Source organism: Citrobacter sp. RHBSTW-00986, from assembly GCF_013783065.1.
Taxonomy (GTDB): domain Bacteria; phylum Pseudomonadota; class Gammaproteobacteria; order Enterobacterales; family Enterobacteriaceae; genus Citrobacter; species Citrobacter braakii.
Map to the genome: position 1 here is coordinate 160,590 of NZ_CP056201.1, position 25,615 is coordinate 186,204.

The window sequence follows — 25,615 nt, forward strand, 5'->3', positions numbered from 1 at the left end:
TACGGATAAATTCCGAATTGTATACGAAGTAAGCACGAGTAAATTCTGAAAATGAACTGAGGAATCATATGGTTGCAATTTGTTATGTGCAGTTACCCACTTCTGGACAAGTGATAAGAAAAACCTGAAGAGTGATAGCGGAAAATAACTTTCGGAAAAGGAGGTGCGAAAATTCCTGGCTCCTGTCTATAATACTGTATGGATATACAGCACCACGAAGAGCAGAGCATTATGAAACTTATCCCAGTGACACAACAATCACCAGGCCAATTCCCGTTGTTCGTTGAGCCTGTCAGCGCAGGTTTCCCTTCAGTCGCTTCCGATTATGTTGATGAATTTATTGATCTAAATACTCACCTCATCAAACATCCATCTGCAACCTACTTCTTACGAGTAACAGGTTCATCGATGGTAGAGGCACGTATTCACGAAGGCGATCTGGTCATCGTGGATAGCTCACTTGAGGCGAAAGAGGGGGATATTGTGATTGCGACCGTTGATGGTGATTTCACCATTAAGCGGTTGCAGCTAAGCCCGGCTCCCGCGCTACTGCCAATGAATAGCCGGATGTCACCGATCTATCTGAAAGAAGGCGAAGAACTGGCCATTTTTGGCGTGGTGACCTTCATCGTGTACAAGGCCTTGTGATGTTCTGCCTGGTGGATTGCAACTCATTTTACGCCTCCTGCGAGAGAGTCTTTCGGCCCGATCTGGTGAACAAGCCAATTGTATGCCTTTCGAACAATGATGGCATGGTCGTGGCACGTTCAGCGGAAGCTAAAAAATTAGGTATCCAGAATGGTGACGTGTACTTCCAGAAGAAAGCATTCTTTGAAGCTAACGGTGTACATGTTTTCAGTTCTAACTATGCCTTGTACGCGGAGATCTCCCGTAGGGTGTGTGAGACATTATTTAAATTCTCCAGTAATACTGAGGTCTACAGTATTGATGAAGTTTTCCTTTCGTTTGAAGGAATGCAGAAAAATTATAATTTTGATGACTATGGAAGAGAAATAAAGAAAACCGTATTAAAGAGCACCCATATACCCGTGGGGGTGGGCATATCGACAACTAAAACTTTGGCAAAACTAGCAAATAAAGCTGCAAAAACATGGACTAAAACAGGCGGAGTGGTTGATCTCAGCAGTCCAGAAAGACAACGTAAATTATTGCCATATATTGACGTAAGCGATGTCTGGGGGGTGGGCCGGAGATATGCCACCAGACTGAACAGCATGGGCATCAGGACTGCTCTCGATCTGGCCAATGCGCCAACATCGCTTATCCGTAACACATTTGGAGTCGTACTGGAGCGAACGCAGCGCGAATTGAATGGCGAGTCCTGCATAGCCCTGGAAGAGGTGAGGAAGGTTAAGCAGCAGATCATCAGCTCGCGTTCATTCGGCCAGAAAATAGAGCACTACGAAGCAATGCACCAGGCGGTGTGTGAGTATGCCGAACGTGCAGGCGAGAAGCTGCGCGAAGAGAAGCAATACTGTCGCTGCATAACGGTTTTTATTGGCACAAGTTACTATTCGAAAACGGCCCCTTACAGTGGCCAGCAGACAGTCAAGCTGGAAAACCCCACCGCCGATACCCGGGAAATCATTGCGGCTGCGGTCGCAGGGCTCCGGCATATCTGGCAGGAGGGATACCGATACCATAAAGCCGGAGTGATGCTATCTGACTTTTATGATAGCGCCACCAGCCAGCTCGATTTGTTTGGTGAGAACCGACTCTTTGCCAATGGTGAAGCGTTGATGGGCGTGATGGATAGAATTAACCGGTCAGGTCGGGGGAAATTATGGTTTGCGGGCCAGGGCATCGACAAAGACTGGACGATGCGGCGGGAGTTATTGTCACCATCCTATCTCACTAACATTAATGAAATCCCTCGCGTCAGGATTGGCTAATCAGCAGTGAAAACTTCATTCGTCATCGATAAAATTCGTCTGTAAACAAAACGAACTTGATATACTCGGTTTCGCTTGTTATGAGTATGTATGTACATACAGTCCTCCGTGCAGCGGAGGGAGTTTAGAGCCCTTTTTCGGGGATAGAAATGAATATCTCAACAACTTTCCAGACGCTGGAGAGCGAGATCACACAACTTCGTGGAGTGCTGGGTTCCCGGCTTCCGCTCAAGGCGAGTGTCTGCGTCCTGCCAGCCGTTGCTGATGGCGAAGAAGATATGGCCATCGAACACATCATGCCTGAGCTGAAACAGGGACACGATGCTGTCCATGCTGCCTGCGCGGCATACGCTGACCTGCATATCAGGGATGGCTATTCGCAGAAGTCCGCTCGGCGCACTACCGGCGTATTATGGTACGACAATACAGATGCGGAATTCTCTCAGCTGGTTACCCGTTTGGTGACATCCATCAACCAGCATAAAGAGAGCATTCAACGCCACATCATCGAAAACTACGGTGGTGATCGCCGACCGGAATACATGCGCTTCAACGCGCTGCATAGCGCCTGCCCTGGTGTCATGACCCTGCATCTCTATCGGCAGCTGCGTATGTTTGATAATGCTAACGTCAATCTGGTCAGTTTCGGCTGGAGGCAAAAGACGCTTTTTAGCAGGGTTAACAAAATCGAGTTGCTCCAGAAGATGGGCAAGGACATCGAGGAAGATGAAGATAAATCAGTCAGACTCAACTCGTTGATTAAGGCTATTGCGCGTGTACCGGAAGAAAAGCTTCGCTTACGCCGTCCGGTTAAAGTGCATCCAGCTGCAAACATCGCGATGGCTGATCCTGAACACCCCGACCAGATACTGCGTCTTTCTGCCGCTTCATCTATGCCGTTCATTATCATTCAGGATGAGCACGTGAAAATTCGGCCATTGCCAGAGTTCGTGGCCAATGAAGTAAAGCCGAGGAGTAACCGCCTCAAGACAGATGTGATCGGTATATTCCACGGCGAAAGTATCGAAATGATTCTCTGACCACACCGGCCAAAGGACTGGCCGTATTCCCCCCTCATAATTTCGTCACTCGCCGTCCATGCCATACCCTGAAACTAATATTGAAAATTCATTATGTTCAGCAAGGAATGTGGCGTGAAATACTTTGAATGTGCGCTCAGGTTCAGAATCGCCCCAGGTGACGTGTATGGGATCCACCAGCAACTGGATAAGGTAGTCCAGGAACGTTCTGGGTCGCGACTCCCATACACCTTCTACTCTCGCAAACAAAGTGCCTCCGACACCCAGGTTGTTCTGAGAACGGCTGTTGCACTCGGGCTCCCTGGCGAAGTCATGAAGGAAATCATGTTTGTGTCTGGCCAGAAAATTCGAATCTGCGGCTCGCTGGCCACTATTCGACGCGAGGAAGCTGGAGGCCGGAAAAGAGAGATTTGTCCACCTGCCCATGAACTCCCGGATTATATCCACTATCACCTGGAACGGGCCGGAGTGATCTGTGGACGGTTACGTATCGTTCGAAGCACCAAGTTCCATATTATTAAGCCCGGGAGCGTTGGCCGTACATCCCACAAGATCATTGTACCGATGAGCCAGTACGATGCTGAATGCGTGATTGAAGATGTCGGCGCACTTGAACAGGCATACGCTTTCGGGATCGGCAGAAAGCGGATATTCGGCTTTGGCTATATGAACAGCATCGAAGTGCTTTCCTGAACAGGCCATTAAGCATAGTTATTATCTGAATTTCAAACCGACTCGCAAACTTACGGCATTAACACTTCTGATACACCCTTTAAATGCTGTAAACTGTTGTAGCCCTTACTAAATCGTAAGAGTGGGGATTTGCAGCCCCGACTAATGACACGCCGTTCATGTACTTGAACGGTTCGCACTCGCTCGCCTGTTTTTTGTCAATGGTGGGTCGGGGCGTGGGAGCCTTACGGCTCGCCAGTCGTCATTAGCTGGTACTGCAAACCATGTTCCGATTCACCACCAAAGGAAATGGAGATGGAAAAACAGGACTGGCATAAGGCAGACATCATAGCTGCGCTACATAAGAAAGGTTTGTCACTTGCCTCACTGAGTAGGGCTAACGGTCTTTCAAGCAGCACTCTGGCAAATGCACTGACACGTGACTGGCCTAGAGGCGAGATCATCATCGCTAATGCAATTGGTGAAGAACCTCAAGAAATATGGCCAACCCGATATTTTGATAAGGCAGGAATGCCGATCAAGAGAATCATAAGAAAACCGGTTTAAATGAAAAAGGCTGGCATTTTTGCTGGCCTTATATACCTCCTGGCTCTGCTACTGAAACCACTAACACCGATCAAATGGTCATCAGCGAAATACCCCGTTCATTTCTATTGACCTCTTTACCTCCATGTAATCAAATTGATGGAATAATAACGGTTACGAGAGACAAACTGATGACGGTGTTATCTGCCCCTGAAATGCGCTTTGGAACCAAACAGGATGTTCCCTTTATCATAGCGGTGATTCGCGACGGTATGCGGGATGGGTATTTTAACTTTGATGATGATGACGGACTGTCTCAGTTCGAAAGTCAGATCTCAGAAGCCATTGCCAGGCGGGAACGGGGAGAGAATTGCGCCGATTTCTTGTTTGTCTTTGATGCTCAACATAATGGCGCAGCGATAGGTTTTGCCCTACTGACGGGCAAAAATGGTGCAAATGGACTGGCTTCACATCTGGAAATCAGGATGTTTGGTGTTACCAGGAGTCAAAGACAAAAAGGATTTGGGCGCTCCATGTTGCAAAGTATTCTGGATGCTACTCCCGGCCATAAAGTGGAGGCATCCTGTCTTCCTGCATCAGTTGTCATGGCCAGGATGCTGACTAATGCGGGTTTTCACGTCAAAGAGATAAGCCCGTTTGGAAAGCGTACTTTCAGACGCTAATGTAAAATTCAGATAAAAAAACCGGCTGACGAATTCAGTCGGTTTAGTAATCCTGCAAAAGGATGCTGGACAGCGACGGACGACTTCAGAGCTGTGGCAATGGCCCCTGGTTATCTTCAGTCGCAGCCTGGTCTTTATCCGGGGTGGCCGTTGCAGTCCGCGAGGCATCAAATGAGACCGTTGGGTCGCTGAGAGTCAGGATGCCAGTGTCTTCAACTTCTCGCGTTGTCAGCGTAAGCTCAGATTTACTGTCATCACACTTATTCGTTTTCTCCGCCAGTGCCTTGCACCAGATATAACGACCTCTCTGGGCATCAGAGACTGAAGGCTCTCCATATTTCTCGATCGCCGACTTCAGTAAGAGATCAGGGTTGCTGAATGAAAAGCGGATTTTGTAAGCCACCGGCTCAATGGGGTCAACTGCCGTATCGGGGATAAAATAGACCACCGTCTCCTGGTGAGCATCTCCCCAGAAAATACTATTCAATGAGTTGTTACTGTAGCGCTTTTGAATTTCTTCACCAGCAGACTGGCCAAGTTTGTCAGTGATAGCAGTGATCGCTTCAGAAGCTGTCATCCGCAGGCTTACCGGCCCTATAGAAAAAGACATAACATCAAAGCTATTCAGGGGGGTAATGGTGCTTTCTGGAGCGGTAGATGAATCGGGTACGTCATCACTGTACAGACTGTCATCCCCCGGAGAAGGCGTTACAGGTGCTGAATTTTGGATGTCAGGTGTGTAGCTGGGATCGGGAGCGTATAGGCCCATTGTATCATTCTGTACAGCAGAATATACCGAAGCGGTCGGCAGGACGGTAAGGAGCGCAAGGGCGCAGTATCCAAGGTATCTGGTCATATTCACCTCGTCAGTAGCAGTTGTCCTACTGTAACAGCGCGAGGTTTGAGAACATCATGGAAATGGGGTCAAAGCGGGGCGAAAAACAAGCCTGATTCACATGGCTTACGTAGCAGCATGGAGATCTCCTGAAGTCGGAGAAAATGAGTCAGATAACGCGAATATCGAAAATGGAACGAAGTACTTAATTACCTAACAGGAGGTACATGTTAACCTGACGAACATTGCTTACTGCCTATTTGTAGATTCAGGCTACAGGGAGAATCCAAGTGCCAAACTGCATACCCCTTAATCCGGTATTACCTAAAAACTTCGACGATACACCTAATGAAAAGCGCTCAAAGTCTCAGCTTGATGCCTGGTGGGATCATCCATATGGCATTACTTGCCCGGACGGGAAAATCACTGTTCGATGCCTGAATGGAGGAGCTTGGGATCGTTCGACAGTGCTGGGAGTAGCGGACAATTACGAAGAAGCCTGCGAGCTCGCAGAGCGCGAGCAATCAGCATGGGTCAAACGCCGTGCGGAGCCAATATTCTACTATAGCGGTGAAGCTCCATTCAGAGCGATAAGGGATGCACAACGTCCTGATCAGGAGCAGACCTTTGTCGCGTCTTTTGACACGCAAGATGAGCTAATCAGCTGGCTTAATAGTCAGAAAACCAGTTAATACCAAGTCTGGAAGTCTGCTTCTCAACAGACTTCCACATTTGATTATCAAGCTCCCCATAATTTGGGTTCAGTATAAACATTCCATTACGTTCTATTCCCCTCATTACATTCATCTATCCGTAAATTTCGTTAGCCAGCACATCGGGGTGATACTGATGTCAGGTAAACAAAACGGATGCAAAAATGCAGACATGTTCGGAAGTCCTGGCGGTTGAAATATTCAATCAAGTTGGACGTGAGGCAGCTATTGCTCAATATAACTTAATTTGTGAAATAGCCCAGCGACGTTACGAAGACAGCCTGGCCAAATATGGTTCCGTGCCAGCTGGTTTCACCGCGCTCAATTTCCTCCATCCGGCAGAACTTCAGGAGCGTTACATCCTGGGGTTGGGAATTCAGCTTTGTATCGATGAGCAGCATGAAGCCAGGGAACGGGTTTTAGCTCGCTGCCTGGCAAGAAAAAGGGCCGCATAAACAGGTGATAAAACAACTCAGCTATAGCTGAACACGCACTAATTGGCTATGTTAACAAAACGAACAAGGTGGCGATTATGTACAGTGAATCTATCGATCGTGCTATCAGTATCCTCAAGGACGCGGGCGAAAAAATCGGTATGGAACTGGGTAGTAATGTGACATCTCAGGAATCAGAACTGCTTGAGGATGCGCTGGTGGGCCTGACTAAAGTTAAAGGGCAACTCTGCGGTAATCACTCCTTAACTGATGTAAAAGCGGACGTCGTGCCTTTTAGTCTCAGTTCGACGAAGAACGTCGATAGCCCGCATTAATTAACAACCACCAACTGGACGGAAGGGATATGACTGAAGACAACGCCGGTAGTGTTTCTGGAAAAGCACAGAACGCCCCAAAAGCAAATGCCCACCTGGACAGGCTCTTTGATTTCATTGTGACAGAAATCAAAGAGCAGGGTGCAGCACCGTCTTACGAGCAGATCTGTTCTTCTCTGGGGTATTCAAAAGGGCTCGTTTCCCGGCGTATCCGGCAGTTGCATGACCAGGGACGAATCATTATCGATGGTGAAAGAAAGTCTATGACGCTGCGCGTAGCGAAAGGACAAGGTCATGATGACATTGCCGAACTCCCGGACATGACCAGTGACAGGAAAGCAATCATCACGTATGTCAAAAAATACATGAACAGAAATGGTGGCCGTGGGCCATCAGTTCACGCAATAGGGAAAGCGCTCGGCTTCTCGAATAACAAGGCGCGTAGACATGTGGACTATCTCGACGAAGTAGAGAGGGTACGTTACAGCCCTCATCTTAATGAAGTAATCGTTATCAATCAGGGTGATTACGTTAAAATTACCCAGGACAACGATGAACCACCGAGCCCGGCAGAAGGTTAGCCATGATTCGCATATGGAGAGAAGTTGTAAACGTAAAGGTTCAGGACGGGAGCCGTAACGGACGAATCTGGTTTCTTGAACTTTCGTGTGGCCATCATGCTGTCAGACGTATACCTCGATTACGTCTGCATAATCTGACGCAATTCGAACGACTTGAGCCACCAGCTAAATGTCACTGTGTATTGTGTGAAATAGATGCTATTGCAGGACAAAAATAGCAATAAACACAACATAAAAGCCCTCAATTTGTCCCCATTGTTTTTAGCCTGACAGCATTGGTACTGATAGCCTAATCATATTTAAACGCATAACCCTATGGTGGACATATGAAAAAAGCTGTTTTTGGCCTTTTAGCACTATTGCCCTTCATAACCAGCGCAGAATCGATCGATCCGAACGATTTCTATGCTCAGCAGCCTTCTCAAAACTACCAACAACCTGCTGCCAGCGAGCAACAGGACGATGCTGACAATTCCAGTGACCAGACAGCTGCGATCGTATTGAACCTGGAAAGTTACAAACCGCTGGGGAATTTTGTAGTCCCCCAGGGAGTAGAACGCCCATTCATTGGTCTTATTAACAGCAAAATTTTCATACTGTCTGAGCAACCAGATAAACGCTTGGCTGGCCTATGGATAGGTCGTAGTCAGGATGGTCGTGAAGCACTTTGTGGTTACCTGAACAACAGTATGCAGGTCAGAAAATGTTATTACATCTTATATCGTGAGTAAAAAATGGGGCCGTAGCCCCATTTATTTTAATGTTTGAATGAGGGTATAAAGGGTATTACTGGATTTGTTCCTAGCGAAGCTAATTCGTTAGGCGCAAGATAACGTCGCAGTTCAGTAATCAATATATCAACTGATTTATCCCAGCCATCTCTCACAATGTTTAGAATGTGCCGAGCTGGATAATGTGTTAGAAAAGGATGGTTGGGGCCAAATTTATTAAGGTGTTCAATAGTACCTATTGCATCGAGATAATCTGTAACAAGATGGTGTTCTGACTCAAAAATAGCGACAAATTTATAACCATCAGCAGCGTTTACCCACTGGCAAGTACAGTCATTAAGCTGAAATTGATTAGAACGTTTTTCCCCCTTGGGTTTAGGATTGACTCCAATACCAAAAGACAAATACAAACCTTTCCTTCCCCAGAAGGCCGGTCTCTTCAAGTCCTGACCATTGTTTCCTTCGACCTCTCCAAGAATGCCAAACAAAGTAGCTGATTCTTGGTTAGGATTCGTTCTCATACGGAAAAGAATGCATAGATCTGCAAACTTTAAGCTATTATAAACTGAATTATAAAAGACATTCTCATGGCCAAGTAGATAAGGATTATGCTCTACCGCAAAATTAGTGCCACTTCTAAAGTCACGGCAGCTAATGAATACACCAAACTGGCTCATATTAGCGAGGATATCGACATTGCGATAATCAGACAAATTAATAAGTATAGTATTTAAGACTTCTCTACCTTCATAACTCATCAGATAGTGGCAGAGCAAATTTTGTAGACCGAAGTTTCTGAACTGATCTTTAATTAAAGAAAAATATCCTTCACCAGCTAATGAAACTAGGTTTCTCATTGTTGGTGTATGTTTCCCCATGAGAGGGGAATTAAAACGTACCTTCATCCGGTTATTATCATAAAGGGTTTCAATAATTGAGCAAAAGTGCATCGCCCAATACGCGTTGTTATCACCAATTAAACCGGGTTTCACTACAGTAGTTTTAGAAAAATCCATTCTGTCTCCAAAGCAGTAATCAGTCACTCATAACACGATATTTGCAGTGAAAGTTATATCTGTAAGCAAATTTCGTCAGCTGTTAGCGTCGTATTAGGCTTAGTAAAAAGCCGGAGGTAGATATGCCTAAAGACGATGTTGCAACAATCATAATCCAGAATGGGTTGACGCATAAAGTAAATGTGATCTGCAAATTCAGCGCACAAATCGACAATCAAATGTTCTCATTCATCATCCATCGCACATTAAGCGTATGTCGATATGCGCTTGTCTGTAAGGCAACAGGCCAAAGAATTGCAGTTCTTGATACCAGTCGAGTAAAGGCACTTGGTATGGAAGCAGCAGGTAAACTAGCGCTATCAGATCTGGCCTCATCATTAGGCGAGACTAGACTTGCTGCGATTCTGACAAATTCACTTCAGAGCAGGAGCGCGGCAAGTGAGTGATTTAATCGACGATAACTTTATTATTCCTGCACTGAGTAGCATAGCAGGCATCACCACGCCACTATCAGGACAAACGTACAGGAACGCTCCAGATATCGACATATCTTGCTATGACGTGATAATCATTTGCCTTAGCGGCGGAAAAGACTCCATAGCCTGCCTTCTCCACTTAATTGACATCGGGGTCGATCTGTCCAGGGTGGAACTCTGGCATCACGATGTTGATGGCCGCGAGGGAAGTACTTTAATGGACTGGCCATTTATGGCCGACTACAACCGCAAAATAGCTTCAACATTTCAGATACCGTTGATGTTCTCCTGGCTTCAGGGAGGAATGGAAGGTGAGATGCTGAAAGAGAATGGCTACAGTCGCCCGCAATGTATCGAAACCCCAGATGGATTAATAATCGCGGAACGTGATATCCAGCGAAGCACTCCCGCCACGCGACTTCGGTTCCCTCAGCAATCACCAAGCCTTAAAACACGTTGGTGCTCATCAGCACTAAAAATTGATGTTGGTCGGCGAGCACTCACAAATCAGAGACGCTTTGACGGAAAAAAGGTGCTTTTTATTACGGGGGAAAGGAGAGCGGAAAGCTCTAATAGATTCAATTACTTACAACTGGAGCCACATACCAGCAGTTGCAAAAAAAGACAAGTTGATGCCTGGAGGCCAGTACTTGAATGGTCTGAAGAACAAGTCTGGGAGATTTTAGCAAAACATCGTGTTACAGCCCCAGTACCGTATCGTCTTGGATGGGGTCGCAGTTCATGCTTAACGTGTATATACAACAGTGCTCGCATATGGGCAACCATCAAACATTATTTCCCCGAGCGTATTCACGCAATGGCCAACTATGAAAACCGCTTTGGGGTCACTATCAGTCGTAAACGAATAAATGTTCTGGATCTAAGCCAGAATATTTCTCCTATTAATATCACGGATGAGGAAGCGCTGCTGCAAGCGGTAAATCCGGTCTATACATTGCCCGTCATTAACATGTCAAAAGAATGGGTGCTACCTGGTGGGGCGTACAACCGGGAGAAATGCGGGTCAGACTAATTAGCCATCAGCGATTTATAGCTGAGATTTCGTCACCTGAATATTACGTGGAAAATAGATATCAAATAGCAACATTGATACAGGCTTAACCGCCTCTGAAGGAAATATTATGACGATGGTAACGGCCAGAAATTGTACTGAAACACGGTTCAACCAGTTATGGGATGCTCTGCATGAAAAAAGCAGTGCGGAAAACGAATCCTTGTTTCAGCAAGAATTGCATCGCTGCCGCAGTAAACGTCAGCGAAGTAAACTGGCCGGGCGATTCGCCGGTGCCTGGCAAACCTTATTCGATACCTTCTGTGAAGGTCGGGTCTTCTGCTCACTTCTGGACTCGGTTATCCACCAGGAGAGTATCAGCGAATGGCAGGTTGAAGAGTTAATCTCATTCACTTCTGCCCAGATGTCGACTCTATACAAAGGGTAGAGGTAGATATGGGACAAAGAAAATGTGCAGCAGCGTTCCTGCTCGCTGAAGAAATGTACCAGATACCAGCGACCAAATCGGTGATACTTGCCCGGGACCTGGAAGAAAGAGGGTTGTATCTCCGCGCTGCCAGGCAATGGGGAGAGGTCATGTTTGAACATACCCAGTGTACTGAGTACTGATCTTGACCCGCCATTTCCGGACAGCTTTTGTATCTTAAGTTAACGATGCCCGCTGCCGCCGGTATTCTCTCGGAGAGTGATATCCCAGCGCACTATGCGGGTGATTTTCATTGTAATGCGTGAACGCCGCTGCAAGGTTTCGCAGGGCTGTTCTCACATCCGGTTTCGGCATGAACGCGATATAGTCTTCCTTCATCGTCTTCACGAACCGTTCGGCCATGCCATTGCTCTGCGGGCTGCTCACCGCTGTTGTACATGGCTCCAGATTCAGCTCTTTGGCGAACCTCCGCGTTTCATGCGCGGTATATGCTGAACCGTTGTCCGTCAGCCACTGCACCGCTGTGTCGGGCAGCCTGTCGCCGAAGCGCTTTTCCACCGACCTCAGCATCACATCCTGCACGGTCGAACTGTCATAGCCTCCCGTGCTTGCTGCCCAGTCTATGGCCTCACGGTCGCAGCAGTCCAGCGCGAACGTTACCCGCAGTTTTTCGCCGTTGTCGCAGCCGAACTCGAAGCCATCTGAACACCAGCGCATATCGCTTTCTGCCACCGCTATCTTGCCCCTATGTTCACGCTTCGGTTGCTCTGGTTTGTGATGCAACAACAACAGGTTATGCTCGCTCATTATCCTGTAAAGCCGTTTGGCATTCACAGGTGGCTGTCCCTCTGTGCGACGTTGCTTGCGCAGGATGCCCCACACGCGTCGATAACCATAACTCGGCATATCGCTGATAATGTTGAGGATAGCCGACAGTATTTCTGCGTCTGCTTCTTCATTACGCCGGTTACAGCGCCTGTCCTGCCAGTCGGCAGAACGGTTAATCCGCAGTGACAGTTGCGCACGCGACACGCCCATGGTCCGGCTGACCATGGCTATTCCCCGTCCTTTGGCAACAAGGGCGCGTGCGCTATCCATTTTCGCGACTGACCGTACTCCACGGCTTCTTTCAGGATCTCAACTTCCATCGTCTTCTTGCCCAGAAGGCGCTGAAGCTCCCGGACCTGCTTCAGAGCAGCAGTAAGCTCAGAAGCAGGAACGACTTCCTCTCCAGCCGCAACGGCGGTGAGGCTGCCTTCCTGATATTGCTTCTTCCACTTAAACAGCAGGCTGGGCTGGATACCATGCAGGCGGGCGACATGGGAGACATTCATACCCGGCTCCATCGTCTGCTGGATAATGGCGATCTTCTCCTGAGGAGTTTTACGTTTACGGACTTCTTGCCCTAACAGGATCCCGGTCATCTCAAAATTGGTGTTAGTGTTAGACATATATTCAAGCCTATCTCTTATCTGGAGATACAGCTACTGTCTGGTGTTTCAGGGGGCTACATCACAGTGTACTGAGTACATTGTTGAACAACGGGAACGTTGCATTCGGTTATCCAATTCTCGCCATGAAGACCGTATCAGACAGCATGAGCAGGCAAGTGATCTTCAATATATTCACAAGCATATTAATGATGTATACACACGGATGGGACTAAAAGACGATGGTGTCTTTAATACCGCCTGATTTGTCGACCTTTTCCGTTCATTAAAAAATGAAACTGAGGAGAATGAGCGCACTCTTGACTGATTTTGACGGAGGATTACGTAAGTGGTTAAACAAAGTTTATTTGACCTTATAGGAGCTACCACGGGCCCAGAGCGAGATCTGTTGATCGTAAGCCTTCAGTCTCTACATCGTGAACGAGTAAGCTCATACAATGCATTGTGTACAGCCTGCTCAATCTCTGGAGATAAAGTCCCGCCAATGTCTTTATTCGGCATAGACGAGGTTACTGATGCACTACGCCGGTTAGGTGCATTACCGATCAGATAGTTCTTCAAGTAGTCAGGGTGAACAGGTTTGAATTGATACAAACGGCCTATGCTGAAGAGGAACAGAGATAACTGATGAAAACAAACGAAAACCTGCTGAACAGCATTGGAAAAAGTATTCGAATGTGGCGAGATAACTGCTTCCCTCCATTTCAGCGAGCGTATGGAACATGGTTATTGGTTCTGGTTTCGGTTAATGCCGGGATATGGTTTTACATAACCTCTGACTGGTCTGTACAGTTCGTCGGCAATATAGCAGGGCTCTTGGTTTTCCCAATGCTGGGTCGAAAGGTTTTTACAAAACGCGCCAGATCTTGGCAAGAAGAACTGGATATTAAGCTGGCAAAATACAAACCGCATAACATAGCTGCATGGAGGGAGTTGCAGGCTTATGCCTTGGAATCCAATACGCTATCTTCACAAATTGTTGAACGGTGGTATTTCAAAGAGCGGGAATTTATCAAGACGGCCCAAAAAGGGAAGCCGGGTAGTTCTGAACTCAAATTTCTCAAGAATAATACTGGATCAAAGCCTTAAGGAATCTGAGAGCCGGTGCGTAATGCAGAACCCACAGCCGAAGGGTTTTGGGAGTTAAACTGATACAGCTTTTACCGTGAGGTGGGATTTATGTCGAATGTCTTGCAGAAAGAAAACATCATCATGTCTCTGCCTCATCGTGACTGGAGTTGTGAAGTCATCGAGTGCCGATTAAAAGTGTGCCCCGTACCTGACGAACTCGACAGGGGGAATAACATCTTTTTCATCGTGGAAGACCTTTACCAGCTACGCGAGAACAGTGAATCACTTAACGTGCTTGGACAAATTCTGGCGAAACGTTTCCCACACATACCACCAAAAAGAATGCACCTTGTGCTGCACCGACGTGATGTGCAGAAAGCTCATGGAGTAGCCATCCACCTCTACCGCTTCATGCGTAGCGAGAAAGAAAATAACCGTAGTATTTTCATTGGTCGTAACCCTACTGAAGTTTCCCAGAAGACGGCATACGCCTCGATGTGCATTTTCTGACCACCAGCTGTTGAATCGTCACAATAGCCGACATAGTCGGCTATTTTTTTACGCTAAGAAAAACCATTTATGCCCACAAATTGCGGTTGAAAAAGCTATTTATTTTTGGGTGCAAAACGTCCTCATTCTCACTGTAACAATAAATTTCAACATGTGATTATAGTGAGAGTCGAAGCTGAAACATGAATGGTGGCTACATATGCATGATCTCCAGAATTCGTTAACTAGCAAAAATACCAACATTATCCGTGCTGAATTTGAAAATATGCTTTCTGCGCGTGGAACATCTATCGTGCGTTTTGATACCAACGCAGGGGCGAACAGCGGCGAGTATATAGGAAAAGGAATTCAACGTGAGTGGGTTGGGTATTTGCTAAACCATACGAGTTCTGGCCATACGGTCAAGGCATTTGAACCGGTGTATTCTATTCCTTTAAAAATCAGGCCAGACCTTCAATCCAGAAATATTGCAGACCACCAGACTAAAGTAAAAAAGTTATTTGAAAGTTATGATGAAGCGTATCTTACAGCCGCTATAGACTCAGAAGAGTATTGCAAGCCATTCTGGGTTTATCAGAATGCAGATGACGGTCATTACTCGATCAGTACTCGCGGTTTCAAAAATGCAAATGCACCTGCAAGCATTCCGAGCGATAATCGCATTGATATCGCTCAGATGAAAATGGGATATCCCATGCTCGATTATTGCCATAACATTATACCGTCCTCAGTCGTGCGATTAGGATTTAATGGGCGAGTGTTTACGCAAGGTAAGTATTATTACACCAATGAAGAGGTTTTCAGTTGGTTGTCCCGGAACCCGGATAGCGCAGTTTTCATTACGTTCCCAAAAGTTAACCAGACTGATAGATCTGAATTGATGTCAATTATGAAACGAGAATTCCTGAATTCGTGGGGTTTATTCTCATATTATCGCTGGCTGGGACGCAGCACCGCATTACTGGCATTGAGCCCGGTCAGTTCTAATGCTTCTGTTAAGTTAAGAAGTAGCAATGCACACTTCTTCAAAAATGCAATGCTGGCTGTTAACACGATCATTCCTAAAGGTAACGGAATTTCGTAATCGGAATAGTTACCGTTAGAGTGATTTAAAGATCGATTCATTCTGGAAATTGAACGAAGAAAATTTAATGGGAGTAACTATGACTGCACTACGCCGTATCTCAACAGAACCAAGCTGGACTCCAGTTGGCATCCGGGGCGAAGGGTTACCGACTAAAGCAGGTGTATACCGTTTTATTGTTCCCCGGGAAGCCGATAGCTCAGAACATATTGAGTTTCTGGCGTTAGTGCGCTGGCGTAAACACGGTGTTCATCAACTGTTATTTCCCACCTTTGAATACATCGTATGCGACGAGAATATCGTGCTCCCAGAAGGCACATGCTGGCGTGAACGCGAACCGTGGGATCCAGATACGCTGGGGGAAACCGAGTTCATCATCGTTCCTGAAATGAGCGCGGGTGCTCAACGCTGTCCGTTCTGCAAAGAAGTTCCGCGCATCGTTGGTGATAAATACAACTTTGAGTATAAGGAAAACTACATCACGAAAATGCCTCACCGGTTTAACCGCCTGTGGTTCAGCTGCTGTAAATGGGTTGCTCCTGTGCCCACTTCTGGGATTCAGTCACTGATTACGGCCTGGAACAAAATGCTCGGGTCATCCCGGTAGGAGTAATGATGAAATGTGCGTACCTACGAAAGTTTCTGATCATTGCTTTCATAACCGGCATTAGCGGATGCCAGAGTCTCGGAATAGGGTTAAGCCTGGATGAGCGCTACCAGAAGGCTTATCAGAAAGTACTGGCTGACCCTAATGACGATAACATTAAGACTTTCATGAAACTCAGCCAGGAAAAAGGCGAAAGAGACATGCAAGAGGCAAATTCGAAAGCCGCAGCCGACACTCGTGAAAGCGATAAGGGGTTTACTGAGTATTTTAAATCATATGGCAACGATGGATTTAAGCGGGCCAGACAATAAGAAAGAGGTCATATGTCATTACAGCAATCGCATGAAAATCTGGAGTTCCTGAAGGGGGCGGTCTGGTGCGCCGCAAAACTCGTTCAGGAAATTGGCGATTCAAAAGGTGCAGCTATTCTTATCACAAACTTGCCGGTTGGAATTTTCCCTCAATGTAGCGAAAGGGATTTATTTGTTCTGAGGCAATATGTCAGGAAAGATCTGCCACTTGGTATTGATGCCGAATATAGCGATATCAGGCCGGTCTTAATTGATTATCTGGGAGAGCCAGTAGACCTTCCTGAGTGTGAACTGGATAATTATGAACCGGCTCCTGGTGAAATGCTCCGCTGGGGAGTAACTGGAGATCTCAGTTCCGGGACACGATGTGTGCTGGTGGATAATCTTGCTTATCTCGCTGAAGCAATTGGTATCAGCAACGCACTAAGGCAACAGGCCGCAGAGTCAATCCAGCGCACCCTGTGATTAGTGAGTCGCCCCGAATTTCGTAAGCAGCATAAATGCCCTTAATCTTTATCCTACATATTTCAGGTTGTTGGGGTTTACCATGTACAAAGACCATTTTCCACAAGCGTGTCCTTCATCGATAAAAGAGGGCCAGTCATGCTGGCGGGTATTTATTGATATGGACGTAGACAACCCGTCGAAAATAAAAACCAGCGTCGAATTAATAGAAGTTGGCGTAAAAACAATTCGAATGAAAAAGAATGCGGCAGAAGGCAGTGAAAAAACTGTTTTTCTTGTGGATAAAATCCCTGGAATCACATTTATCAAAATTCGGCCTAGCGACAAAAAGCCAAGCGTCTGGAATACAAGCATCAGCAGTTTCTATAAACATGACGTGGAAATCGGGAAAACATTCCCCGTTGGTATCAGAACGACTAAAAGCGCTGCGTTTCGTACAGCAACAAAAAAAGTTGAACAGAGTATGCAAGAATACACTGATACTATAGCTAAGCTTGAAAACGACTATGTTAAGAATGAGACGGAGATTGCTGAGTACAAAAATGAACTCGCTGCTTACCAAACAATACTCCAAACCCTAAAACGTATGGCAAAAAGGCATCTCAAGCAATAATACATTTCGTCTCTTTTCAGGTAAACAAAATGGAAACACAATGTATTTTCATTGCAGGTTTCAAAAATTGTTTCACTCTGGGCCATACATGTTTAGTATGGGGACATAACAAAGAGAACGCTGGCGAGTACGCTGGCATAAAGATCACCTTTCCCGGCCTGGCCGGGATTTTTTTTGTCTGATGTGCCGTCCTTCTCACCACAAACTTAATATCCTGACTATTTTTATGGATGTGCAGTGCAATTATTTAACGAATTACCATTCGTCACCAGACCGGACAGGCTGATAATAATGTCATCCGATACAGAGCTGGGGAGGGTGTATGACTAATCGTGGCTATAGCAAAGTAATTATCGAAGGTACTGTAGGCCGTGAGCCTGAAATCCGACAACACCCTACCCACGGCATCTACGCAAAGATTTATGTAACAACATCTGAGTCCTCAATGGAGGATAAATCTGGTCTGGAGAAAATTACGGAAGAACACTATCAGATCATTTTGCTTGGTCAATTTGCTGATGTGGCCCGCAATCATCTTCATGTCGGGACAGGAGTGTACCTGGAGGCCCAATTGCGTACCCGCCTAATCAAGGAGGATGGTAAAGAACGCTTCTTTATGGACGTACTTGTCAACCCCGTGAAGGGGCATGTTCTTCGCAAAGTCAATGTAGGCGGTAATAAACTGGTGAGTCGTCACCTCCAGCAGAACCGTGGGCAGGATCACCGGCAGAATACCAGTTATAGCCGCAGGCCACAAAACACGAACGCGAGGCCAGCAACACCACGCAACTCGCCCCCAACAATGGAAAATTATTATTTGGGAAATCAGGATGAAGTTCCAGGAAGCACTGGTGCTTATGGAACTGAGATAGCCTTTTAATGATTAGCAGCATATCTGTTTTAATTTGTATCATAACTAATGGGGAATTATTGCCGTGAATGAATTCAATAACGCACTCCAGACGATACTGGAAAATGGGTCTATGTCATATGGCCAGGCTGCTATTTATGCCGGTGGTGCAATTTGCGTTGCGGCCCTTTTTTCGGCGATACTCAGAAGTGGACTACTGGTAATTTTGGGAATTGTCTCAGGCTTTTATCTGTTCAGTCTCAACACTCCAGACAGTACACTGGCGTATACTGCTGCTGCCTCAGACCGTCTCATCGAGCAGGTTAAAGCTGTCGGTGGATGCGCCACTAGACACATTGAGGATGCGCAAACTCTGGGTATCATCATAAAAAATGGCGATGTTATCGAGATAGCAAAGCAGTGCGGTATTATAAAATAATAACCGTAGCATATTATGATTGATGAATGCCTGAATGGTAATCTGCTCGCGGATTACCATTATTTTTTGAGATGTCTTATAGAACTTATCTAAAATTACATACGACTGTCATGACAGTATAAGGTCTTTATGAAAAACGTCGTCAAAACTTTACTACCCTCAGTGAACACTGGTGATCAAGACGAAAGCGTAAAATCGGATACGCTGACTGGCACTACTAAACCCTGCGACCACGGACTGGTTCATAATCATCTTTTAGGGCAGGAGGCCTGTTACTATGCCAAACACTAACGACTCGCTGACAGGACTCAACGTCGAGCTCGTTGGTGCATCGAAACAAGAGTTTACTCTCCTCACTGAAAACCATCTGATGCGCCGCATCATAGTGGCTTTATCTGAGTTAATGCGTAACGCGGAAGGCGTGATGATTGATTCTCATGTTTACCCATGGGATCAAGTTCTCCCTGCTGCGATGGACATTCCATCATCCAACGCTTCTGATGAAGAGATACAGAACTGGATGATCAGTGCCTGTAAGGAGTGGCAGTGCGAATACAATCGCCGGGTTCAGTCGTTTACCGCATCAGAAGTAAAAAGCAAAAGCGACACCGAGAACGATAACCTATTCCTGCTGAATATCACCAACCTAGCCCATATGCTGATTGACCGGTTACTGCCGTTTGTCAGTATCGAGGAGATTAATCATGAGGATCCAGATTTACTCCCCCAAGTTATTGATATCGTGAATTATATGGTTGGTGTTATAAATGGTACAACCAGCACACAACAAGTCAGACAAGAATTGTTTACTGCCGGTGCTGATGACGCAGTATTTGCACTCAAACTAAAGCACAAAGAGCTAACCAGCCGGGGTGAAGATGCTGGATGGCTTGAAGAGGCAATGAAGATAATCGAAGAAAACAAACGCCAATCCATCGACTTTATGCAGCGCAGCTAATCGTTCCCATAATAAAAGGGTAATGCTATGAGTAAACATCTGTACTGTATTAAGGGTGTTTTAAAACCCAGGAAATTTTCTGTAAGTCTGATAAGAAATAAACTTAGCTCATTTGGTTTAAGGGGAAGTACTCTTCGTAGCGAAACCGCTCGCATTCTTGCCGGGCCAATAGATGGTATTAAGGGTACGTATCCCTTCGGCTGGTCAGAAGAACATTTTGACCGCAGGATGAAACGCATATTCATTCGCGCCGGTAATGCTTCCAGACTTTCTGATAATCGTCCATTTGCATTAAAACGACGCAGCGCTTTAACTATCAGTAAAAAGTATCTTTCTGTGTAACCACCAGCAGACGAGTTTTACTCGTCTGCCTGGCCCCATGCCTCTAATCTTCGCACCCGAAATGAAGTTGCCTGGAGTTCTCCTGATGAAGTTAACTCAAATGAAACTGTAAGATCGTTTTTGTTCCGGTACTTCCATACATAGCCATTTTGCTGCAATGTTTTGAGTGACTTACGTAGGTTGGGCTCAGCTACATCCTGGCTGTCTGGAACAGAGTTAATAAACCCCAGCAACCTGGTGAATGGCACTATCGCAGTGCCTTTTTCTTTGCACAAAAGAAGAAGTACCAACGCATCCTTCTGAATACGGGAAAAGCGCTCCAGGCGATGTTCAGTACCATCTCCCTGCATATTGGCATTGTTCATAATCAACCTAATCATATGGGATATGATTAAGGTTAAAAAACACCCCCCGTTTTGTCACCCTTTTTTTTTCTTACTCACCACTTAAAGCAGTAAGCTCAGTTCGATAAATCTGAATTAAATAAGGCGAGGTTATATGAAAACGAAATTATTGCTGGCGCTAATTGCGGGATCGACTTTCTGCATCAATATTGCTGAAGCCAATATTCCTCTTAGAGCAGATGGAAGTCCGGCAGCGGGGCAGACACCAACTCAGTTCATTCAGCTTAAAAATGAATGTCCTGAATGCGTCATGGTCGCAACTGATGTAGTAAAGATGCGTAGCGATAGCTGTAAACAGCAGGCATCCATCGATTCTACAATCCTACAGGATCCTGTTTACGCATATCTCAACAGTATCCGTCTGGTAGTTGCCGGGAATGGTGGTTATGCAAGTCCAATCTATACATCCGCCCGTCAGGTCGTAGCGTCAAACATCAATTGCAGTGATGCAAACGACTGGGTAGCGAGAAGTAAAACGGTAATGGATAACACCTTCAAAACGCCGTAAACAATCCCTGAATATTTCGTTGCAGTAATGCTATCCCGTAGTATGACGTTAAAGGCGGAGCTTTGAATCGGGAAAAAATAACTACTGCACTTAGAGGTATTTATATGGGTCGTCACTTTACTGGTCTGATTGATAGTTCGCAGCAAAATTTTACAATGCCAATCCGTCCGTATGGACGGAGCCGCATGGCTGCAAAATTAAAAGGAATCTCCCGATTGAAAAAATCTGAAAAGCATGACGATGAATATCCTGATGAACTCTGGAAATTTATGAGTCCTTCAGAGAAAGCTAAATTTCTGGTCGCGGATGTATTTTCACGCAGTAGTAAAGACTCTTCCGCCATTCAACCGGGAGAACATAAGCAAAAGGAGCATGATAATGAGCACTGATAATTTACTAGCAGAACTCACTTCAAAAACAGGCCTGACAGAAACGGAACTTAATCGGCAGGCATTGATTATCGGTTTGATGGCATTGTGCCACCCGGATGCTATTGCCGGTGATTTGGTGAGCGCGGCACTTACGGGGTCATACTCAGATAGTACTGATAAACTACTTACCCGTGGTGATAACGCATCAGACAGTGTGTTGATGTCCATGCGTATCTTACTTCACCGGTTGAGTAAGTATGAAGGGTCTGATGGCAAAGTAGGTCAGATCAATAAAATGATGCACCGACTCGGCTACTTTAAGGCATCCGATGTGTTACGCGAGGCTCAATAAAGAGGCTCAATTTATGTTCACCATGACGAATTTCGCGTCCAATATTCTTGACATGGTTTTTCTATCAGAAATGGAAGGGGAACTCATTTATATAAAAGCGCTTAGCGGCGTTACTGGTTACGTTCCTCAGATCCATCTTTTCCGCCTCCAGCTTATCGCATTTGATATAGGTTGGTACTACGAGTACAGATTGAATTCAGGCAACCTCATTATAAAGGAAATTGTTGAGGCCATCACATCTCTTGGATGTGCTTTAAATGAATACCAATGGCAGTTCGCGTTTGAATTAGGTTATCGCCGTCACCACAAATAAACTTCATTTTTTCATAATTTGCTATTCGTCACTTGATTGACCGGGGGTACGATTAATTTAACACGGATAATTATGGGAGACAGTAAAATGACAGACGCATCTACAATAGACGCAGTTCAACCAAAGGCAAGACGCTTATCATTTAAAGAGCTTCCAGGGTTTGATATTTCTGCTGAAGCACTTCTCAAAATTATCGAAATGCCGTGTATGGTTATTCGCCGGTCTCCTGCAATGAAAGTACTGGAGATGATCACGCTGCGGTTACGTGGGGATTGTCTTTCTGCCCTTGGCATTGACTTAAACTCTGCCCAAATTACCAGTAAAGGGACGGTATCGGGGGGCAATGGTGATATGGACGTATCAGTACCTGCAACACAACTCTTTTCTTTAATCCGCAACATGCGCGGCGAAGATGAAATTAACGTCCGCTTCCATGCGGCAAAAAACCATCTTGTCATTCGCACCGACAAAAACTCCTATAACATCCCGGTTTGCTTAGACCATATACCCGAAATTCAGGCTGAGACGCTGGAACATAATTACAGCGTTTACTTTCCAACGCAGATGCTGAGTCAGATTATCAAGCGTGTCAGCCACGCTGCGGCTCAGAACGATGTCCGCTTTTATATGAATGGGGTCTACCTCGGTATCGATAATGGCCAATTTATTGCTGTAGCCACTGATGGACATCGTATGGCCGTCAGTTCTCATGATATCGACTTCAGCGATGACGTGGGCGATGAGATTCAATCTCCGACAGCTCCTACCTCTATCAGTAACACGAATGCAGGTGTGATTTTACCCAACGGGGTTTTCCCCGTGCTCCATAAAATCCTGAGCGGTAGCCAGGGTCAATTCAAAATTGACTACAGCAACCGTAACCTGACATTTACGCTCGGAAGCCATACAGTCATTTCAAATCTTGTCGATGGCCGTTACCCGGACTGGAAGCGCGTGGCCAGCACGGTAGCCAAAAATACTGAACTGTTTAAGGTTGATCCTTCTGAACTCACCACCGCACTAAAACGCGCAACCCCATTGCTTAAAGAGGGCTCGCCAAACAACACCAGTGTTTGTGTGATGTCATTCAAAGACAACGCCCTACAGCTTAAGTCGCCCGGCTCAAATGCAATCAGTTGCAAAGAGGTGATGGACATTGCGAAAGAGGCAGGCGAGCCCGAAACAATTGTTGATATCGGTATGAATGCCGATTACCTCCTGGAATCACTGGCAAGCCTGGGGGCGTGTTCGGAAGAAGGAGAAGCCGCACAGATTGCTTTGCGTGATACAACGACCGGCATATTGATTTCAGTAAACAAAAACAATTACGACATCATCATGCCTGTCCGTGTCTGACAAAACGCTCTCGTTTTGTCGGCCTTTTCGAAATAGCCAATTTCATGGGCGTGATAACGTTAAAACAAGCTTCCTGACGGGATGGCTATATGCCATCTCGCTCCCATTGGTCGCGATCACTGCGTCCTAATATTCTGGAGCCAGAATGAAATGAAAAGCGTTCTGAAGTGGGTAGGAGCCAAACACAACATTATGGCAAGTCTTAAGCATGTACTACCGAAAGGTGGTCGGCTTATTGAGCCCTTTGGCGGTTCAGGCGCTGTAATGATGAATACGAATTACCCAGAATACATTTTGGCCGATATTAATAGCGACCTGATCGATACATACCAGAGTATTTTTAAGTCGCCTGAAAAGGTACTTTCTGAGCTTAAACGCCTTTACTGTCTCGGGCGTTCTGAGGACGCCTATTATGAGCTGCGAAGCCAGTTCAATAATCATGATAGTGCAAGTGACACTCAAGCTGCTCTGTTTATCTATCTGAATAGGTTTGGCCATCGCGGACTATGCCGATACAACCGGAAAGGCATCTTTAACGTCCCCTGGGGTTATTACGCCAACCCCTATCTCCCAGAGACAGAGTTATACGCAATGGCTGAGAAAATGTCCTCAGCAACTTTACTTTGCGCCAGCTTCCAGACCACGCTATCAATGGCCCGCCCGGGTGATGTGGTGTATTGCGACCCACCATATGTTAATCCCGGCAGATTCACGGCTTACCATGCCAGCGGTTTTACACCCGCTATGCAGATTGAGCTTACCAAACTGCTCCAGTTGCTGCCTGAACGCGGGGTTCATGTCATCGCATCATGCCACGATGCGCCTGATATTCGTGAGCTTTATCAAGCCTTCGCTATTCATGGTGTGACTGCCCGGAGAAGCATATTTAAAGGCAGCGGGGATGGGAAAAAAGCTTCAGAAATCTTCGCGGTCAAATTAGCGGATAACTCGAAAAAGGGAGCTGCGGCATGAAACGCTTCCATTGTTCTGAAAAGCTGCATAACCCAGAGACTGAGAAATTTTGTCAGGATATCGCCGAACAATATCGGACAGCACCTGATATTGCCGTGGCGCAGTTTAAACAAGTGCTGAGCTCTAAGCCTCTAACTTACTGGGAGTGTGTCGTGATCCGCGAGCGTGTCTCTGACCTTATTAAAATTAATCAAGCAACAGCTGAGGGCCACGATGAGCCAATTTAAACCCAAAAGCCTTGTAGTCTACCGCATCCAAAAAGCTCTGGAATTAGACAAGCTGGATGAACAGTTAAGTGAGTTGAAATACACTCCCTGCGGGCCTAATGATATGGCACGGTCAGGATGGATCCCGCCATTGGGTGAAGATGTCGAGCTGTTAAAGCATGAGTCGAATAATCTCATTCTTCTGACTGTTAAGCACGAATCGAAAATACTTCCTCCCGCGACCATCAAAGAAATTGTGCGAACCCGGGTTCAGAAACTGGAGAAAGAGCAAAACCGCAGGCTAAAGAAAATGGAGATCCAGGCCGTCAACGATGCCGTGCTCGCTGAGCTCATACCAAAGGCTTTCAGCAAATACAGCACTACAAACATTTGGGTGGATACTAAATCACGTCTACTGCTTGTTGAGACCACCAGCCATAAAAAAGCAGATGATGTAACAGCTTTGCTACGTAAAACTATTGGCTCACTTCCAATTATCCCATTCACGCTGGAAACGCCGGTAGAACTGACGTTAACAGAGTGGGTCAAAACAGGAAGTCTGCCGCCTGGCCTAGCTTTATGCGACGAAGCCACGCTCAAAGATGTGCTCGAAAACGGGGGGGTCGTTACAACAAAACGCCAGGATTTGATATGTGATGAGATCGCTCATCACATCGAGGCCGGAAAGCTTGTGACAAAGGTTGCACTGGGCTGGATGAACCAGATGTTTTTCATCCTGAATGACAATTTCATCTTTTCACGACTGACCTTTACGGAAGAACTTATTGAACAGAACGATGACATTTCGCCAGAAGATCACGCCCAAAGATTTGATGCCGATTTCGTTTTGTTTACCTCTGTTGTTATGGAGGTTCTGGACACAATGATAAAAGCCCTCGGGGGTGAAAGCCCAGGACTCATCACAACGCCGTCAGACGAACAACAAGGTGTCGCGGCAGAAGCCAAACAACCAGAAAAAACCTTCCATTAAAGGGCT

The 25,615-nt window shown here is 46.1% G+C and carries 37 protein-coding genes; 33 read left to right on the forward strand and 4 right to left on the reverse strand.

Translation table 11 applies throughout. The annotated features are described in order from the left end of the window. Positions 1–231: 231 nt before the first annotated feature. From umuD to HV345_RS24650, 6 genes are all read left to right on the forward strand, one after another. Positions 232–648, forward strand: coding sequence for a translesion error-prone DNA polymerase V autoproteolytic subunit (gene umuD / locus HV345_RS24625; RefSeq protein ID WP_008786793.1), 417 nt, complete (start codon positions 232–234; stop codon positions 646–648). Continuing rightward, a complete protein-coding gene (gene umuC / locus HV345_RS24630) occupies positions 648–1,913 on the forward strand; it encodes a translesion error-prone DNA polymerase V subunit UmuC (RefSeq protein ID WP_009652912.1) in 1,266 nt (421 codons plus the stop codon). Before umuD ends, umuC begins: the two co-directional genes overlap by 1 nt. A gap of 149 nt (positions 1,914–2,062) precedes the next feature. Beyond that, positions 2,063–2,953 (forward strand): DNA replication terminus site-binding protein, encoded by an 891-nt coding sequence (locus HV345_RS24635; protein WP_007372144.1) that lies wholly within the window; start codon positions 2,063–2,065, stop codon positions 2,951–2,953. 312 nt (positions 2,954–3,265) lie between these two features. Beyond that, entirely contained in the window at positions 3,266–3,646 is a 381-nt protein-coding gene (locus HV345_RS24640) for a type I-E CRISPR-associated protein Cas6/Cse3/CasE (RefSeq protein WP_127649377.1), read from the forward strand. Positions 3,647–3,934: 288 nt separating this feature from the next. Beyond that, positions 3,935–4,192: a helix-turn-helix transcriptional regulator gene (locus HV345_RS24645; protein WP_001333498.1), complete on the forward strand. Its 258-nt coding sequence runs from the start codon at positions 3,935–3,937 to the stop codon at positions 4,190–4,192. A 170-nt stretch (positions 4,193–4,362) separates the two neighbouring features. Continuing rightward, complete coding sequence (locus HV345_RS24650; RefSeq protein ID WP_000217395.1) at positions 4,363–4,854, forward strand: GNAT family N-acetyltransferase; 492 nt, start codon at positions 4,363–4,365, stop codon at positions 4,852–4,854. 85 nt (positions 4,855–4,939) lie between these two features. Here HV345_RS24650 and HV345_RS26575 read toward each other — a convergent pair whose 3' ends face one another. Then, positions 4,940–5,623: a hypothetical protein gene (locus HV345_RS26575; RefSeq protein ID WP_008786796.1), complete on the reverse strand. Its 684-nt coding sequence runs from the start codon at positions 5,621–5,623 to the stop codon at positions 4,940–4,942. Between the two features lie 356 nt (positions 5,624–5,979). On the opposite strand from HV345_RS26575, the gene HV345_RS24660 reads away from it, so the two are divergent. The 5 genes from HV345_RS24660 (at position 5,980) to HV345_RS24680 (ending at position 8,483) form a co-directional block, all read left to right on the forward strand. Next, positions 5,980–6,381 carry a hypothetical protein gene (locus tag HV345_RS24660; protein WP_008786797.1) on the forward strand — a complete coding sequence of 134 codons (402 nt, stop codon included), beginning with the start codon at positions 5,980–5,982 and terminating at the stop codon, positions 6,379–6,381. 185 nt (positions 6,382–6,566) lie between these two features. Beyond that, positions 6,567–6,857, forward strand: a complete 291-nt coding sequence (locus tag HV345_RS24665; protein WP_007372147.1) for a hypothetical protein — start codon at positions 6,567–6,569, stop codon at positions 6,855–6,857. A gap of 77 nt (positions 6,858–6,934) precedes the next feature. Beyond that, complete coding sequence (locus tag HV345_RS24670) at positions 6,935–7,171, forward strand: hypothetical protein (protein WP_007372148.1); 237 nt, start codon at positions 6,935–6,937, stop codon at positions 7,169–7,171. 29 nt (positions 7,172–7,200) lie between these two features. Beyond that, the gene (locus tag HV345_RS24675; RefSeq protein WP_007372149.1) at positions 7,201–7,752 is read left to right on the forward strand and encodes a hypothetical protein; all 552 of its coding nucleotides are present in this window, start codon (positions 7,201–7,203) and stop codon (positions 7,750–7,752) included. 326 nt (positions 7,753–8,078) lie between these two features. After that, positions 8,079–8,483, forward strand: coding sequence for a hypothetical protein (locus HV345_RS24680; protein WP_008786799.1), 405 nt, complete (start codon positions 8,079–8,081; stop codon positions 8,481–8,483). Positions 8,484–8,509: 26 nt separating this feature from the next. Here the strand turns inward: HV345_RS24680 and HV345_RS24685 are convergent, their stop codons facing one another. Next, positions 8,510–9,499 (reverse strand): hypothetical protein, encoded by a 990-nt coding sequence (locus HV345_RS24685; RefSeq protein WP_007372150.1) that lies wholly within the window; start codon positions 9,497–9,499, stop codon positions 8,510–8,512. A gap of 122 nt (positions 9,500–9,621) precedes the next feature. Between HV345_RS24685 and HV345_RS24690 the strand changes: the two genes are divergently transcribed. The 3 genes from HV345_RS24690 (at position 9,622) to HV345_RS24700 (ending at position 11,435) form a co-directional block, all read left to right on the forward strand. Next, the gene (locus tag HV345_RS24690) at positions 9,622–9,945 is read left to right on the forward strand and encodes a hypothetical protein (protein ID WP_020996132.1); all 324 of its coding nucleotides are present in this window, start codon (positions 9,622–9,624) and stop codon (positions 9,943–9,945) included. Then, a complete protein-coding gene (locus tag HV345_RS24695) occupies positions 9,938–11,008 on the forward strand; it encodes a phosphoadenosine phosphosulfate reductase family protein (protein WP_007372151.1) in 1,071 nt (356 codons plus the stop codon). The genes HV345_RS24690 and HV345_RS24695 overlap by 8 nt, the downstream gene beginning before the upstream one ends. Positions 11,009–11,117: 109 nt before the next feature. Then, positions 11,118–11,435, forward strand: coding sequence for a hypothetical protein (locus tag HV345_RS24700; RefSeq protein WP_255467606.1), 318 nt, complete (start codon positions 11,118–11,120; stop codon positions 11,433–11,435). 216 nt (positions 11,436–11,651) lie between these two features. On the opposite strand, the gene HV345_RS24705 is transcribed toward HV345_RS24700, so the two are convergent. Then, positions 11,652–12,859 (reverse strand): IS3 family transposase gene (locus HV345_RS24705; RefSeq protein ID WP_088765899.1). Its coding sequence is split into 2 segments (ribosomal slippage): positions 11,652–12,538 and positions 12,538–12,859, totalling 1,209 coding nucleotides; the frame shifts between segments, so codons are not numbered across the junction. Between the two features lie 654 nt (positions 12,860–13,513). On the opposite strand from HV345_RS24705, the gene HV345_RS24710 reads away from it, so the two are divergent. From HV345_RS24710 to HV345_RS24760, 11 genes are all read left to right on the forward strand, one after another. Beyond that, entirely contained in the window at positions 13,514–13,975 is a 462-nt protein-coding gene (locus tag HV345_RS24710; RefSeq protein WP_009653863.1) for a hypothetical protein, read from the forward strand. Between the two features lie 90 nt (positions 13,976–14,065). Next, positions 14,066–14,467 (forward strand): hypothetical protein, encoded by a 402-nt coding sequence (locus tag HV345_RS24715; RefSeq protein ID WP_020996135.1) that lies wholly within the window; start codon positions 14,066–14,068, stop codon positions 14,465–14,467. A gap of 199 nt (positions 14,468–14,666) precedes the next feature. Continuing rightward, complete coding sequence (locus HV345_RS24720) at positions 14,667–15,551, forward strand: hypothetical protein (protein WP_007372154.1); 885 nt, start codon at positions 14,667–14,669, stop codon at positions 15,549–15,551. Positions 15,552–15,630: 79 nt separating this feature from the next. Beyond that, on the forward strand, positions 15,631–16,158 hold the full coding sequence (locus tag HV345_RS24725) for a hypothetical protein (protein WP_007372155.1): 528 nt from the start codon (positions 15,631–15,633) through the stop codon (positions 16,156–16,158). Between the two features lie 5 nt (positions 16,159–16,163). Further along, positions 16,164–16,469 (forward strand): hypothetical protein, encoded by a 306-nt coding sequence (locus HV345_RS24730; protein WP_032941601.1) that lies wholly within the window; start codon positions 16,164–16,166, stop codon positions 16,467–16,469. Positions 16,470–16,481: 12 nt separating this feature from the next. After that, on the forward strand, positions 16,482–16,934 hold the full coding sequence (locus HV345_RS24735; RefSeq protein ID WP_007372157.1) for a hypothetical protein: 453 nt from the start codon (positions 16,482–16,484) through the stop codon (positions 16,932–16,934). Positions 16,935–17,016: 82 nt separating this feature from the next. Then, entirely contained in the window at positions 17,017–17,547 is a 531-nt protein-coding gene (locus HV345_RS24740; RefSeq protein WP_007372158.1) for a hypothetical protein, read from the forward strand. Between the two features lie 322 nt (positions 17,548–17,869). After that, positions 17,870–18,427 carry a single-stranded DNA-binding protein gene (gene ssb, locus HV345_RS24745; RefSeq protein WP_008786804.1) on the forward strand — a complete coding sequence of 186 codons (558 nt, stop codon included), beginning with the start codon at positions 17,870–17,872 and terminating at the stop codon, positions 18,425–18,427. A 55-nt stretch (positions 18,428–18,482) separates the two neighbouring features. Continuing rightward, positions 18,483–18,836, forward strand: a complete 354-nt coding sequence (locus HV345_RS24750) for a hypothetical protein (RefSeq protein WP_154050669.1) — start codon at positions 18,483–18,485, stop codon at positions 18,834–18,836. Between the two features lie 277 nt (positions 18,837–19,113). After that, the gene (locus HV345_RS24755; protein WP_007372161.1) at positions 19,114–19,794 is read left to right on the forward strand and encodes a hypothetical protein; all 681 of its coding nucleotides are present in this window, start codon (positions 19,114–19,116) and stop codon (positions 19,792–19,794) included. Between the two features lie 27 nt (positions 19,795–19,821). Then, positions 19,822–20,136 carry a hypothetical protein gene (locus tag HV345_RS24760; protein WP_127649449.1) on the forward strand — a complete coding sequence of 105 codons (315 nt, stop codon included), beginning with the start codon at positions 19,822–19,824 and terminating at the stop codon, positions 20,134–20,136. Positions 20,137–20,153: 17 nt separating this feature from the next. Here the strand turns inward: HV345_RS24760 and HV345_RS24765 are convergent, their stop codons facing one another. Further along, positions 20,154–20,501, reverse strand: a complete 348-nt coding sequence (locus tag HV345_RS24765) for a hypothetical protein (RefSeq protein ID WP_127649446.1) — start codon at positions 20,499–20,501, stop codon at positions 20,154–20,156. 133 nt (positions 20,502–20,634) lie between these two features. Here HV345_RS24765 and HV345_RS24770 point away from each other — a divergent pair, with 133 nt between their 5' ends. The 8 genes from HV345_RS24770 (at position 20,635) to rdgC (ending at position 25,609) form a co-directional block, all read left to right on the forward strand. Next, positions 20,635–21,048 carry a hypothetical protein gene (locus tag HV345_RS24770; protein WP_007372162.1) on the forward strand — a complete coding sequence of 138 codons (414 nt, stop codon included), beginning with the start codon at positions 20,635–20,637 and terminating at the stop codon, positions 21,046–21,048. A gap of 62 nt (positions 21,049–21,110) precedes the next feature. After that, complete coding sequence (locus HV345_RS26580; RefSeq protein ID WP_223227020.1) at positions 21,111–21,437, forward strand: hypothetical protein; 327 nt, start codon at positions 21,111–21,113, stop codon at positions 21,435–21,437. Next, positions 21,427–21,771, forward strand: a complete 345-nt coding sequence (locus HV345_RS24780; protein WP_032951317.1) for a hypothetical protein — start codon at positions 21,427–21,429, stop codon at positions 21,769–21,771. Before HV345_RS26580 ends, HV345_RS24780 begins: the two co-directional genes overlap by 11 nt. Positions 21,772–21,784: 13 nt before the next feature. Further along, the gene (locus HV345_RS24785) at positions 21,785–22,084 is read left to right on the forward strand and encodes a hypothetical protein (RefSeq protein ID WP_009653866.1); all 300 of its coding nucleotides are present in this window, start codon (positions 21,785–21,787) and stop codon (positions 22,082–22,084) included. 87 nt (positions 22,085–22,171) lie between these two features. Continuing rightward, positions 22,172–23,440, forward strand: coding sequence for a DNA polymerase III subunit beta (gene dnaN / locus HV345_RS24790; RefSeq protein ID WP_223307982.1), 1,269 nt, complete (start codon positions 22,172–22,174; stop codon positions 23,438–23,440). A 150-nt stretch (positions 23,441–23,590) separates the two neighbouring features. Then, complete coding sequence (locus HV345_RS24795) at positions 23,591–24,412, forward strand: Dam family site-specific DNA-(adenine-N6)-methyltransferase (protein ID WP_007372165.1); 822 nt, start codon at positions 23,591–23,593, stop codon at positions 24,410–24,412. Further along, entirely contained in the window at positions 24,409–24,639 is a 231-nt protein-coding gene (locus HV345_RS24800) for a hypothetical protein (RefSeq protein WP_007372166.1), read from the forward strand. The genes HV345_RS24795 and HV345_RS24800 overlap by 4 nt, the downstream gene beginning before the upstream one ends. After that, positions 24,626–25,609: a recombination-associated protein RdgC gene (gene rdgC, locus HV345_RS24805; protein WP_007372167.1), complete on the forward strand. Its 984-nt coding sequence runs from the start codon at positions 24,626–24,628 to the stop codon at positions 25,607–25,609. The genes HV345_RS24800 and rdgC overlap by 14 nt, the downstream gene beginning before the upstream one ends. Positions 25,610–25,615 lie beyond the last annotated feature (6 nt).